Origin of the sequence: Niastella sp. OAS944 (genome assembly GCA_024809215.1) — a bacterium.
Classification (GTDB): domain Bacteria; phylum Bacteroidota; class Bacteroidia; order Chitinophagales; family Chitinophagaceae; genus Niastella.
The window spans coordinates 344,625-358,673 of the sequence record JANUBW010000005.1 but is presented as its reverse complement, the minus strand read 5'-3'; the positions used below and the strand labels follow the sequence as shown (position 1 = coordinate 358,673).

12 protein-coding genes are annotated in these 14,049 nt (G+C 43.1%); 9 read left to right on the top strand and 3 right to left on the bottom strand.

What is annotated here, in order from left to right; all coding sequences use genetic code 11:
• Positions 1-71: 71 nt before the first annotated feature.
• Together GGD38_RS22195 and GGD38_RS22190 are read right to left on the bottom strand one after the other, a co-directional pair.
• Positions 72-719, bottom strand: coding sequence for a LysE family translocator (locus tag GGD38_RS22195; protein ID WP_375301395.1), 648 nt, complete (start codon positions 717-719; stop codon positions 72-74).
• A gap of 631 nt (positions 720-1,350) precedes the next feature.
• Positions 1,351-2,283 (bottom strand): alpha/beta fold hydrolase, encoded by a 933-nt coding sequence (locus GGD38_RS22190; RefSeq protein WP_375301394.1) that lies wholly within the window; start codon positions 2,281-2,283, stop codon positions 1,351-1,353.
• 304 nt (positions 2,284-2,587) lie between these two features.
• On the opposite strand from GGD38_RS22190, the gene GGD38_RS22185 reads away from it, so the two are divergent.
• From GGD38_RS22185 to tssO, 6 genes are all read left to right on the top strand, one after another.
• Entirely contained in the window at positions 2,588-3,022 is a 435-nt protein-coding gene (locus GGD38_RS22185; RefSeq protein ID WP_375301393.1) for a GPW/gp25 family protein, read from the top strand.
• A gap of 69 nt (positions 3,023-3,091) precedes the next feature.
• On the top strand, positions 3,092-4,957 hold the full coding sequence (locus GGD38_RS22180; RefSeq protein ID WP_375301392.1) for a hypothetical protein: 1,866 nt from the start codon (positions 3,092-3,094) through the stop codon (positions 4,955-4,957).
• Positions 4,958-5,194: 237 nt separating this feature from the next.
• Positions 5,195-6,127, top strand: a complete 933-nt coding sequence (locus GGD38_RS22175) for a hypothetical protein (RefSeq protein WP_375301391.1) — start codon at positions 5,195-5,197, stop codon at positions 6,125-6,127.
• A gap of 61 nt (positions 6,128-6,188) precedes the next feature.
• Positions 6,189-7,058, top strand: a complete 870-nt coding sequence (locus GGD38_RS22170) for a TssN family type VI secretion system protein (protein ID WP_375301390.1) — start codon at positions 6,189-6,191, stop codon at positions 7,056-7,058.
• A gap of 28 nt (positions 7,059-7,086) precedes the next feature.
• Positions 7,087-8,268 (top strand): hypothetical protein, encoded by a 1,182-nt coding sequence (locus GGD38_RS22165; RefSeq protein ID WP_375301389.1) that lies wholly within the window; start codon positions 7,087-7,089, stop codon positions 8,266-8,268.
• Between the two features lie 28 nt (positions 8,269-8,296).
• On the top strand, positions 8,297-8,818 hold the full coding sequence (tssO, locus tag GGD38_RS22160; RefSeq protein ID WP_375301388.1) for a type VI secretion system TssO: 522 nt from the start codon (positions 8,297-8,299) through the stop codon (positions 8,816-8,818).
• Here the strand turns inward: tssO and GGD38_RS22155 are convergent.
• On the bottom strand, positions 8,815-9,414 hold the full coding sequence (locus tag GGD38_RS22155) for a C40 family peptidase (protein WP_375301387.1): 600 nt from the start codon (positions 9,412-9,414) through the stop codon (positions 8,815-8,817). The two genes, tssO and GGD38_RS22155, sit on opposite strands and share 4 nt — an antisense overlap.
• 37 nt (positions 9,415-9,451) lie before the next feature.
• Here GGD38_RS22155 and GGD38_RS22150 point away from each other — a divergent pair, with 37 nt between their 5' ends.
• The 3 genes from GGD38_RS22150 to GGD38_RS22140 all read left to right on the top strand — a co-directional run bounded on the left by GGD38_RS22150 (position 9,452) and on the right by GGD38_RS22140 (position 14,022).
• Complete coding sequence (locus tag GGD38_RS22150; protein ID WP_375301386.1) at positions 9,452-10,495, top strand: PKD domain-containing protein; 1,044 nt, start codon at positions 9,452-9,454, stop codon at positions 10,493-10,495.
• A 290-nt stretch (positions 10,496-10,785) separates the two neighbouring features.
• A complete protein-coding gene (locus GGD38_RS22145; protein ID WP_375301385.1) occupies positions 10,786-13,263 on the top strand; it encodes an ATP-dependent Clp protease ATP-binding subunit in 2,478 nt (825 codons plus the stop codon).
• Positions 13,264-13,569: 306 nt separating this feature from the next.
• Positions 13,570-14,022 carry a hypothetical protein gene (locus GGD38_RS22140; RefSeq protein ID WP_375301384.1) on the top strand — a complete coding sequence of 151 codons (453 nt, stop codon included), beginning with the start codon at positions 13,570-13,572 and terminating at the stop codon, positions 14,020-14,022.
• Positions 14,023-14,049 lie beyond the last annotated feature (27 nt).

The window sequence follows — 14,049 nt, the reverse complement described above, 5'->3', positions numbered from 1 at the left end:
CATTCAAGTCACTTTACATTGACTTTAACACTTCACAGCGTTTCGAATATTAAATAACCGTGAACTATGAACTATTTAGCTTTATCTAATGCCATTTTTGCCGCTAACCCCGTTAGTACACTTGCCATAAACCATTTTTGAACACGCACCCATTTAGGATTGGCAGCGAACCAGCGGGCGGCGCGGGCTGCCAGCATTATTATTATAAAATTGATCGTAAAACTTACCATGATCTGCACAACGCCCAGTGTTAAACTTTGCGTGAATACTGAACCGTACGCCGGTTTTATAAATTGCGGAAAGAAAGAGAGATAAAATACCGCCACTTTGGGGTTGAGCACATTGGTAAAAAAGCCCATACGAAACAATTTGCCATTGGTATCGGCCTTTAGATCGGCACCGCGCGCGCGCGGTGGTTCAAATACATTTTTGCTGCCCGGTTTTATAGCCTGCCAGGCAAGATATAAAAGATAAATAACCCCGGCCGTTTTTAAGATAGTATAGGCATAAGGTATAGCAAACAGCACAGCTGTTAAACTAAACGATACCATCACTATATGAAACAGGAAACCACAAATAACCCCGGCTAAAGAAATAAGTCCGGCTTTGCGTCCCTGGGTAATGGACCGGGAGATCAAATAGATCATATTAGGGCCCGGACTGATCACCAATCCGAATGCCGCCAGGGCGAAAAGCAGTAGGTCCTGTATGGGGAGCATATTAATAGGTTTGCTGCAAATATAATGGCTTAATAAAGGAGCATGCGTGCCGGTTTTAACAAAGCGGGTAGGCCGGTTAGGGTGGGCAATATGGCTTGTAGGGTGATTGGCGTGACTTGTAAGGTGATTTACATTATTTGTAGGGAAACTGGCGCCATCTGTAAGATGATTTGCATGGCTTGTAAGATAATTGCCCGCATTTGTAAGATGATTGGCATCGTTTGCAGGTTAATTGATATGGCCCGTAAGGTGTTTTGCAAGGCTTGTAAGATGATTTACATCGCTTGTAAGCACTTCTTTTTCGGTAGTTGGCTTGTTAGCGATGCTTGCAAGCTTGTTTGTGTTGTCAGTTAGCTTGTTTATGTTGCCGGCCCGCTTATAAGTCTTGCCGGTTCACTCGTTTGTCACGTTTGCCCCCTTGTTTGCCTTCGCCGCCCCCTTGTTTGTGTTGGCAGTTCACTTGTTTGTCACGTTGGCCCCCTTGTTTGTGTTGACAGTTCACTTGTTTACCTCGTTGACCCCCTAATTTGTGTTGGCAATTACCTTGTTTACCTCGTTCGCCCCTTTGCACGAGGTACCGGTACGCTATTTGCCATATCCGTACGCTTGTTTGGGCTATTTGTGCACTTATTTAGCTTATGGGAATGCCATATTTTTTGGCCTGCGTTCTTATAAACTGATCAGCTTCAGTACTTCCGTCGGTACAAACCTGGTCCATTTTCTTTCCAAGCTTTTTAACCAGTGCCGGGTTGTTGATCAGTTCAAGTGTTTCGCCTTCTTCAGTGCGGGTAGTAATGGTGGGCAGGCAGGAAGAATCGCCAAACATGGAGACTTCTTTTTTATCAGTAATAAAAGAACCGCCAATGCCACCGTGTGAGGTATAAAAGAAACGTTCTTCGGCGTGATCTACACCAATATATTTAAGTGAAGTATTACTAAAATAACTGCGTGACCTTACTTCGGGGTGCCGGCGGGCATGCGCCACATACTTTACGTTTTCTACATTCATGCCATCTAAACAACCCTGGCGGTCTACCGAATCGTACAAGCCCATAAAATAAACACGCACCAGCGGGCTTAACATTCTTGCCAATGCAGTAACGGCCAAACCACCACGACTGTGACCAATTAATACCACCCGCACATCATCGGTAGTAAGTGGCTGGCTGGCTAACATATTTTGGGTAACCATTACTGGTTGCCGTAAGTTTTGAGGTTGATAATAGCCCCGGCGTTCCATTGCGTGCATCTTTTGGTTCTCCTGGCTTTGCATACAGCTATTCACGTCAAACATCTCCAGTGGTTTTATGGAGCGGGTGCGGGTGGCCGGGAATAACATATTGATGCGTTGGTAAATAAAATCAAGCGCTTCCTGTAAAATAGGCACACTATCGCTGCCGGTTACGGTATTGGAAGGGCCATGAAACCAGCGGCGGTCTATTTCCATTGAACCGTAATGAACATCGCGAATAAATTTAAAAGTGCTGCTATTGCTTCCATCCTGGTACATCCATTCACGGGAGCCTGTGCCATCGATACCAACTACAATATATTTAGCATCCATAGAGAGAAAGGTTATTTGATTATGGTAAATGGGTAATGTGGAATTTACGAGATATCCGGATTTTAGGATTTTTGCGATTTGTGAGAGAGCAAATTCTACACCAATTTAAAAAATTTATTCTAATTTAAACATCCGTTCATCCAAACGGCACGTAAATTGGTAATAAAATATATTCGCCGGATTATTATTTTATACTATTTTCGTTTTGCTGCACTGAGAGCATGATCAAGACATTCCCCTTTTGACACGCTTCACTGGTTGCGTTGATACGTCTTACCCGTTAGTTATATTAATTTTTCAGATCATGCGGCTTAAGTATTACACATTACCACTGGAACCTGAATTGCTGATGCAAAAAAAAGAGCATCCTGGTTGTACATTAAAACAATCGGTAGCTCAACACCTGCACCTTATTATTACCACCGCCTTTGGCGAAATGCAAAGTGATGTTGATTTTGGCAATTCTATTTGGGACCATGATTTTGATAATCTTACTGCCCGCACCCGTCAGCAGGAATGGATGAAAGAATCGCTATTAAAAGCCGTTCGCAAACATGAAAAAAGGCTCGACGGTATTAAGGTTGACGTATTGGTTAAACAGGAAGAAGTAAACGCCCTTTCAGCAGAAAGGCGCGTTAAAAAACGTCTCGACATTTTTATAATCGGCCGACTCACCGCTACCAGCGAAGACATTACTTTCCGCGACAGCTTTTTTGTGAGCCCGCTATCGTATAGTTAGCGTACATACCTTACTGGCATTGATTAAGTAGCATGGTTATACGCATATAATCAGAAATATATTATTTACATGGAAAATCGGGAGCAAATAAAGAACCGGATGATGAAAACGGCTGCCCGCCTGTGGGGATATTCTGAAGATGAAACCGAATCTTCTTTCGACCCGCTGGTGAATGTACTGTTTTCCGCCTGTGCACTGGAACTCGAAAAGATCTCCAACGAAGTACACGCCTCACGCGCCCGCCTGCTCGAACGTATGGTGCAACTGTTATCGCCCGAAGTATTGTGTGGCCCCCTGGCCGCACATGGGGTTATGCATGCCGCATCAATTGAAGATATGGCCTGGCTGCAGGAAAGCGATCAGTTTTTTTGTTCACAAAGGACCGGTATTTCATATGAATCAACCGGTACAGGTTATAAAGACATTTTCTTTGCGCCAACCGGCAACTTTCAATTAAATACCTCGGCAGTTACTTACCTGGCCACCGGGCACCAACTGTTTCGCTACCGCGAAAAGATCTCGAAAGAAGTGATCACGCATTGCCTTCCCGGTAAAGAACTGGAACAACGGGTTTTATGGATCGGCCTTAAAGGGCAGAACATAAAACTTCACAATACCCAATACTTTTTTGAAATTAAAAATGAAGTAAACAAAGAACTGTTCTATAAGAACCTGCCACAAACCCGCTGGTTTCATAATGACAGGGAATTGCAGGTATTGCAAGGTTATAACCAGGATAATATCAGTGGCGAGCATCTTGAAATAGAACAACTGTTGATCAGAAAAAATACCGCTGCCTGGAAGTTAAAGGAGTTTGTAAACGCCTATTATAAACCCAGGTTCATCACCATTCGCCCAAACGATAGCCAGCCCATTATAGAAAATGAAGGCTGGCCTGCCGAACTGTTACAGGCGTTTGATAAAAAAGAAATACAGGCATTGCAGGCCGAGCATGTGCTTTGGTTAAAAATTCAATTCCCTGAAAATATATCAGGCGCCGTGTTACAGGATGTTGTGTGCCATGTGAACTGTTTTCCCGTGCTGAATTGCGAAATGCATGAAACGGTGCACTCTATGCGCGATATGTTGAATATTATTCCTATGCATTCTGAGGATATATTTTTTGACCTGCATGAGATCTCAGATGCCGATGGCAACGTATACAATATACGGGCTATTGAAAAAAATGCCCAGGAAAAGCTAACCATGATCCTGCGGCAGGGTGGTATAGGCCGGTTCGACGAACGCGACGCCACCATGATCATAGAAAATATTGTTCAATTGTTAAGTGATGAAAGCGCTGCCTTTTCCGTACTGGGCCGCGATTTTCTGTCGGGCGAATTAAAAACGCTGCAGCAGATCATTTATAAACTTGAACAACAAATGATCACCCGCGAACTAAGCAGGGAGCATACACCTTTTTTAGTTGTTCGTAAAGAAAAAGACGAGGATTTCAGCAACCTCACCGTAGCCTACTGGAGCACCAGTGGCGAACAGGGCAATGATATAAAGGCCGGTACTACGTTGCAAACGTATAAAACCGACGGTATGTTTCAAACCCAGTGTACGCTGCTCACTACTACCATTGGCGGAAGAAGCAGGCTGAGCGCTTCTGAAAGTATTACTGCTTATAAATCGGCCTTGCTCTCGCGCGACCGGTTGATCAGTCTGGAAGATATAAAGGTGTTCTGCCGCCTGCAATTGGGAAATATTGCTAAACATATTGAAGTGGTGAAAGGCGTAATGGTCCCGCGCCAGGTATCGCAGGGTTTTACCCGCACTATTGATGTAACCATAAAGCTAAATCGCAAAGATTATATGGATGCGCAGGATAGAAATCAGTTACAGTATTGGAAAGATAGCCTGGTGTTGAAGTTAACCGATAAATCGGCGGGGTTGACGCCTTTTAGAGTGTTTATAGAGCAGGAGGTTTAAGAGTTAACAGGTTAACAAGGAGTTGAAAAGTTGATGAAGGTGACAGAGTTAATAAAGGAGTAAGTTGACGAGTTAACAGGTTAACAAGTTAACAAGGTCCTATGTGCGGCAGTCTGACGAATAGCGGTTTTCATATTTGCCGATTGCCGATTGCCGACAGGAGCACGAGCCTCGAAATTGAGCGATCCCTTTCACGTTTCACGTTTGCCGTTTTACGATATTAATCAATAACCACAAATGAACCGTCATAACGCAATAGAAATATTTTATAAAGAACTCTCCGGCATTCTGCCCGATATAAAAGCAGAAACGCTGGTGAACCAGGCTTTACAGAATAAGCTGCATCCCGATGATATTGTTGCGCGGCACGATGGTCGTTTTATGCGTGAATACCGTGCCGATGTGTACGATGTAGAAAAGATAGACGATAGCCGGTTGCACCAGCTGATACAACTTAGCTTGTCACGTTCCGGTTTATACGATCTGGTGCCCGAAGGATTATTTCACCAGTCATATACCAGCGCCAAAGCAAATAATTCTGCCACTGAGCTGGCTGCCCAAAGCCGTATAGATAGAAAAAAAGAACTGGCTGCAAGAAAATTCTTTCAACCCATAGAGAATAGTTTTTTCCGTCAGCAGGTAATGATTGAGCAACAGGAGGAAAATATGCTGGCCGGCATAAACAATGGCCTGCTGAACGATTACTTCTTTTCGTTTTGGGAATTTCCCCAAGGGTTGAACAAAACCTCGGCCATGTTGCTGGTATTGTTATTACCCTATGCACATGAAATTGCCGGTAACCTGGCACTAATGCAGGATTGTCTTGAAATTCTATTACAGGAAACAGTTACCATATCATTAGTGCCGCCAACAGATTTAGAAGCGCCGGTTACTGCAAGTGATTTGGGAATGGGGGAGTTGGGAAACGATATGGTATGCGGGCATACTTTTAATGAAGATTATCCATGCCTGCAATACACCATTGGTCCCTTGAAACATTCAAAACCGGTTGATTATGTAACCGGTGGCGATAATGATCTGTTGCTGCAGGTATTCAATAATTATTTCGCACCGGTAGAAGCAGACATTATTATAGAAGTTGAAGTAGACCGGTCGCGGGTAGAACTAAGCGAAGATGATAGTCCGATATTAGGATATGCTGTTTTATAAATATAAAAAATGTATTCGCATTAGCACATTAGCATATTAGCACATTATCAAATTAAATCTTATGCTTTCTCCGGAACTAAATAAATTGTTGCTTTACCTGGGCATAAGCCTCATCAGCTTTTCGTCTATTATTGGGGTGTTTGCCAAAAAGATCCGCAACAGTTTTAAACCATTCAGCAAACGGGCCATCTGGTACCTGTTGGCATCGGTAGCTATTTTTGCCGTGACTGGTCTTTTTATTGCGGCCAGGTTCTTTTCAAGTTATAACGGGTATTTTATTTTCTTTCAGGTATTGTTCCTGTTATATGGCGTATTGCATATTTACATGATGCATCGGAAAATGGATTGGGGCAAAGAGAAACAAACATTTGTGCCCGACCTCATCTTTACCTTTCTTATACTATTGGCTGGTTCCATCTGTTTTATGCTGGCCTATCGCTGGCTCAACCGCGAAGGATTGGAGATATCTATGATGTTCTCCACGTTGTTCTTTATTATTCCGCTTTTTGTATGGCATACATTTCTTTCTGCATTGGCCATTCCACCCAAGGTATTAAACCAATGGTATTACCCGGTGCATGAGCCAATGGAAGACCCTGAAGAAAGCAAATTGAAGAACATGCTGCTTATTAGTTTTGAATTTCAAAAGAACGGACAAGAATCTTTCTTCACCAATTTCAGGGCCAAGGCTCCGGTTGATATGGAACTGGGCGAACTATTCTATTATTTCATCAACGATTACAATGAACGGCATCCGCAGGGGCAAATTCATTTTTCGAACGGAACAGGCAAACCCTATGGTTGGATGTTTTATAAAAAGCCAAAATGGTACACCATAATGACCACATACATGGATTCTGAAAAAACCATTTACCTGAACCGCATCAGGGAGAATGATGTCATTGTATGTAGCCGCATCATAGAAAATTAAGCAAAGAACTAATTAAAATACATTAAGCATGCAGATTAACCGTGAATATTTACCTGTGAACTGGGTAGATGGGATGAAGATCAACAAAACGCATTTTATTGCTCAGGATAATGCATTTACTTATCGCCAGGCGCATACAGTAAGCAGCTTTTTAAACGAGCATAATTATGGTTTGCTGCCCGTGTTCGACCGTCATCATACTTCGGCCAAATTATTTTTATCGTTAGATAATGAACAAACCGTACACCTGCGTATCCAACGCTGCCGGGCCATTTCCCGCGGCGGTTATGTAATGGAGTTCGATACCGATACTTCATTGACCGGTCAGCAATTATCGGCCGCTATACCTGGGCTACAGGTGCCTTTCAGCGAATTGAAAGATCGCAGCACGCATTACTATGTGGTATTAAGCATAGATGCTTATGAGCGGGTGCCGTATGGCATAGCCGACCCTAAAGAAACACCGCCCCGTATGCCGTTTACCATGCCGGTATACCATCTTACGCTATTGCCTGTGCATGAAACCAGCGCTGTTTCATTGGGACAATTTCAGGTGCCGGTAGGAAAGGTAACTGTAGAAGACCAGGTGGTTCGGTTGGTTGAAAATTATATTCCACCCTGCACGGCAGTGAACAGTCATTTCGAATTGTTGGAAGTGCATGCCGGTTTGGAACAGTTCTTTGGTCAAATGGAATTATATGCGCTGCAGATCATTCAAAAGATACTTCAAAAGAAACAACAGAATGAACTGGCCGATGCAATTTATAAGATCTGCGAAAACCTGAGCCTGTTCACCGCAACGGAGTACAGCAATTTCAAATTATCGTACATCTACCAGCCGCCGGTATTTATGATAACCGCGGTAACCGGTATGGCCAGGTTGATAAAGAACACCATGGATTTTTATACCGGTACCAGCAAAGATGAACTGATAAGCTATTGCACCGAATGGTGTGGTGTAAACCAGGGCGAACTGGAATCGGCCATTACCACGCTTTGCAGCTATCAATACAATCACCTCGATATTAATGATTCGCTGGAGAAAGTATTGCGGTTCACCACCATTATTTCAGCCTTGTTTGCCAGTCTCTCGCGCCTTGAATACATTGGCAAGAAGAAGGAGAGCGGCATTTTTGTAAAAGAGCAGGTATTGTTACCGCAAACAGAAGCAACGCCAGTTAAGAAAAGAAGAAGCTTTTTGGCAGATTAATAACCGAATAAATTTAAATCAATAGAAAATGCCAACCGTATTAAACCACAAGGAAAGGAACCGTGCATTTTTAAAGTTTTTGTTCTTTTTTGTTATATCCGTATGGCTTATAGTAGGAGCTGTTTATTTCGATATGCGCATTCCTTTTAAAGAAAACGATGTATTACGCGAACAGGTTACCCGCTATCGTAACCAGAGCGTAGCGCAGGAAAGATTTGTAACCAGTATGGACCAGGCCAAAGTGTTGATCGACTCCCTTAAACAACCTGGCGTAAACAGTATGTACCTGAACCAGCAGATAGCGGCCAAGCTGCGTGAGCTTACCGACCTGCAGTATAAAGACAGCAGCATGTTCAGCCGTATGAATAAGAATGTGCTTGACCTGTACCTGCGTTACCAGGATGCCACTAATAAAGTAGTAAGCATGGGCGACCTGCCAAAACAGCTGGAAGATTATAAAGGGAAATATGAACAAACACAGCGCGATCTTGATCAGGCTCGCAGGGATATTGACCTGTTGAGAAGAGCAAGTACAGCCGCCGGGTTTTAAGGTTTCTTAACGATCTTGACCCGGCCTGCAGCAACAAACCGCTTTTTCCAGTAAGGTTCGTCGAGGTTTGAAATGCTAACACCACTGGAGGTGGTAGCGTTGATAAAATACCGGTTCTTTAAATACATGCCAACGTGCGAAATAGGAGTGCCGGGTACCGTACAAAAGAAAACAAGATCGCCTTCAGAAAAATAAGTTTTATCATGAAACGCTTCCACATTTTTTGTAAAGAACTGTTGCGCCGAAGTGCGGGGCACCTGAATGCTGTACACATCGCCCAGCAGGCGCTGAATAAAGGCCGAGCAGTCGATGCCTTTTTCATCGGCACCGCCGTATTTGTAGGGCGTTTTCAGCCACTTGTCAATAAAGGCGTACAACGGCACATTGGAAATACTGTCGGAAGAAATTTTCATAAAGGCGGCGTACTTGGCTATCAGTTTCCTTTCGGCGCTGGCATTGGGCAGGGTGAGTGAAGGATCGGCGGGTTTTACTATTATGGTCTCGTATTGATTGGTGGTTTTACGCGACCCCGTACAAGAGGCCAGGGTTAAAAGAAAGAATCCTAAACTATATGTTAAAAAAGATAATCGTTTCATAGCGTCAGCACTTTAACGTGAATGCAAAAGTAAAATTATGGAAAATAAGAAAATACAGCTGGCTTATATCGATGAAAAGGTCATTCTCACCATGATCATTACAGCTTTGCTGGGCCTGGTGATCACCGGGTTTAAATACAAAAACTACGAACATTGTTTCGATTTTCATATAAAGGCAAAAGCAAATTTCTTTCGCACCGATGAACCCATCAGGTTCGAAACAGATGCTTTGTACTCCAAAGATTTTGATTGGGATTTTGGCGATAGCGAAAGCAGCCAAACCAACATTAATTCTGTGGTGCATGCTTATAATCAGCCGGGTGAATATACCGTAGCCTTAACGGTAAATGGCACATGTACCGAATACAAAACCATTTATATAACCAGGGCGCCCAAACTCGAAAACCCCATGCTGATGCCAAGGTTTGTTTGTCCGCAAGTGGCCGAAGTAGGTAAAGCCGTTACCTTTCAGGATACCACTGCCGGTGCTCATAGCTGGGAATGGCGTTTTGGTGAAACCGCATCTATTGACGCCACTTCATCAACGGCCAGTTACGTGTATAAAACGCCTGGTTTAAAAACCATTTCACTGGTGTTGAATGGCGATCCCAAACAACTGGGCGTTTGCAAAGTATTTGTGAATGATAAAACCATAGCGCCATCGAGGTCGAATACAAGGCCGGCCAGGCAACAACCAGCCTTTATTGTAGTGCCTGCCAAACCGCAAACGCCAACGTTGGAAGAACAGAACCATCCACAGCCGGCAGTAACAGAACCGCCAAAACCACAAGGGGTAACCATCAGCAAACAGGAACTGGAAACAAAGTTGCGCGGCGTAGTGAACAACTACCTCACCGCCGAAAATTTTGCGCCTTACTTCTGTAATAACCTGAATGTACCGGTTAGCCTTAATGGAACAGAGATAACTTTTACACAGTTCTGTAACAAACTGGGCTCAATAAAGACAGATAAGAAAATAAAGCAACTGAACGTACAACAAATAAAGAGCAGTGAAACGAATTGTTTGATAGGGTTGAATGTAAGCTTGAAAATGAAGCAGGGCTTCTTAGGTATATTTTAGAAAATTCCAAGAACCAAAACCCAAGAACAAAATAAAAAATACAAAATCTCAACTATGTTATTAGATATTTTCTTTTGGAATTTGAAATTTGGTTTTTTGGGTTCTTGTTATTTGTGACTTGTGATTTCATTTTTTGGTTCTTGAGATTTGCGATTTGGAATTTATTTTTTGGAACTTGTGATTTGAGATTTGGAATTTATTCTTTGGAACTTGGAATTTGAGATTTGGAATTTCACTTACTCACTTCAATGAGAAAAGAGTAACAGGCAACAACTAAATTTACATTAGCTATGACAGAGCAACTATTAGGTACAGTTATATCGGCGTCATTCAAACGAATGAACCACATAGCACAGGCTATTGCCAGGGAACATATGCATCCCCATATTGCACCGCCCCACATATTAAAAGCCCTACTACATAAAGATGCAGGTTTGCAATCGCTGTTAAAACAGCTTGATAAAGACATATATTATATGGAAGAGTGGGCAGATGTGCGCCTGGAATCTTTACCAAAAGCAACCCGCCTCGATGATACATTAACGGCCGATGAACCGGTAAAAGCAGTAATGGAAGAAGCCGATACCATACGCGTAATCGCCGGTAGCGATGAATTGGAACCTGTGCATGTATTGGCTGCCTTAAGTACACCAGGTGTTGGGTTTAGTTATGAGCAGTTAAAAACATTTCCTGTTCAGCGGCAGGAGTTGTTACAACAAACAGCTGCAGATTCAACCTTGAATAAGGTGCTGAGCAATAATAATAAAAATGGCGCTGCAAAGCAAAACAATAACCAGGCATTGCTAAAATATTGTACCCATAAAAATGCCCGGGCTAAAGCCGGTAAAATAGATGCCATTACCGGGCGCGATAAAGAAATAAGGGCCATGGCCGAAATACTGGGCCGCCGGTCAAAACCTAATGTATTGATCATTGGCGAACCGGGGGTTGGTAAAAGCGCATTGGTCGATGGCTTTACCCTGGCTATAGAAGGAAAGAAGGTGCCGCGCTTTTTAGAGACGGCCCAGGTATTTGAGCTTGATAATGGAGCATTGGCCGCCGGCGCTTCTTACAAAGGCGAAGTAGAAGAGCGATTGAAAAATATTATTCAGGAAGTAAAGCAATTCGATAAGGCCATTTTGTTTATAGATGAAATGCATGTGCTGATGGATAAACAGGGCGCCATGGCTGGCGCCGCTAATTTACTAAAACCCGAGCTGGCGCGTGGAGAACTAACCGTTATAGGTGCTACTACTTTGGAAGAGTATCGTAAGCATATTGAAAAAGACGAAGCCTTTGCCCGCCGCTTTGATATTATACAGGTTGAAGAGCCCGATATGGCCACTACTTTTCGCATGATGCAAACGATAATGCCACATTACAGTAAACACCATGCCATTGAAGTAGATAATGAAACCCTGCAAGACGCCATCCGGCTGGCAAAGCGGTATGTTAAAGACCGTCGTTTGCCCGATGCCGCAATAGACCTGGTAGATCATTCCATGGCTGCGCTTCGGTTGGCAAGAGATACCGGTTCTCAAGTGGTAACAGAAATGAAAACGGTATTTGAAGAAATGAAGAAAGAAGGGGAGAAGCATACGGAGGAAGATTGGAAATGGCATTATAGCCAATTGAGAAGTAAGATAAGTCCCATATTATGGGCGGCTGTACAATCAGAGGCCGATCCAATGCAAATGACTGAAGCCAGTGAGATCATAAATTATTTGAATACGGCCTACGATGCCTTATCACAAATGGCCACCGATGAACGCCAGGCATTGAACCCTTCAGATGTGGCTGCTATTGTAGCGCACAAAACGGGCATCCCCATTGGTAAAGTGCAGGCGCAGGAAAAAGAACGCCTGCTGAAAATGGATGAGATCCTAAAACAACGGGTAGTAGGGCAGGACCATGCCATTCGCGCAATAAGTGAGGCTATCCTTGAATCAAGGGCCGGGTTGGGTAAAGCAGGGCAACCCATTGGTTCGTTTTTCTTTCTGGGACCAACGGGTACGGGTAAAACCGAACTGGCAAAAGCATTGGCCGATTTTCTGTTCCAGGATGAATCGTCAATGATCAGGTTCGATATGAGTGAGTTTAAAGAAGAGCATTCTGCCGCTTTGTTAATTGGCGCCCCGCCCGGTTATGTGGGGTACGAAGAGGGCGGACTACTTATTAATAAGATCAGGCAGCAACCCTATTCGGTAGTGTTGTTCGATGAAATTGAAAAAGCGCATCAGTCGGTGTTCGATATTTTTTTACAAATAATGGACGAAGGTAAGCTGCATGATAAGTTAGGGAAGGAAGGCGACTTTTCAAATGCACTTATAATATTTACGTCGAACATCGGCAGCCAGTTTGTAGTTGATACATTTAATAAGAACGAAGTGCCATCTTCAACAAAGCTAATGGAGATCATGGCCAACTATTTCAGACCAGAGTTCCTTGGCCGGTTAACAGAGATTTGTCCGTTTGCACCCATGACCAGTGAAATGGTTGAACGGATCCTTAATATACAATTGCGTAGCCTGTACAGCTCGCTGGAAAAACAGGGTATTACGTTAACGCTAACCGATAGCGCTAAAAAGCAGTTAGCCATATTGGGCTTCGCTCCTCAATATGGAGCCAGGCCGTTAGCAGGTGTTATCAGGAATAATTTGCGCCGGCCGTTATCGCGCAAGATCATTAGTGGTGAGGCAGGAGTGAATGGATCAACTAACTTAACATTAGACGTTGATAGTAACGGTGAGTTTGTATGGAAAACATAAAATTGACTTAACGGATGCAACATTATGTTTATATGAACTGTCTGGCATGCTAACGTTAACATGTATATTTAAGAAGCAATGTTAACTGCAGATTAAAAAATGGCATTCACCGTATTTTTACTAAAGGGTTAGTGGTGAATTTTGTCTTTAATGTTCATTCATTAATCATTATGGAATGAATTTTGCCAAAACGTTTATGGAAAATTATGTCTGATATCCAATCCGTCAAACCATTTATTTCGTAAATTATATTCGATTACTCGTTACAGAGAGCAAGTCTTAATCTGAAAACCAAAAATATTTATCATGAGCATTCAGCCCTACGGGATTGGCGGCACGGAAGTAAAAACGGATGCCTTCGAAGCCTTTGCAGACATTCCACAAAATCGAGTATTGCTCGCAGAAAAACTCACACACGACACACCTGTTAAACCTCAGATCATAGAGGGGCTCACCAGCATTGACGATGTGTTTGAAAATTTCAAACCCAAGGTCGAGATGACCTTTGAAACGGAGGACGGCGGCATGCGCAGGGAAACACTCCATTTTAAAGGACTGGCCGATTTTGGCGCCAAGGGTATTATTGCTCAAAGCGAATTCCTGGGCGACGTGAATATGCAGCAGCTGCAGTATCAGAAAATAATAAAGCAGTTAAAAACAAATAAACTGCTGAAGCAGGCGCTCGCCAATGCTGATACAAAAGAAAGTATTATAAAAGCTTTACAGTCACTTATACAGGAACTTGAATCGGCCAGGTAACACCCATTAATCAAATTATCATTAAAA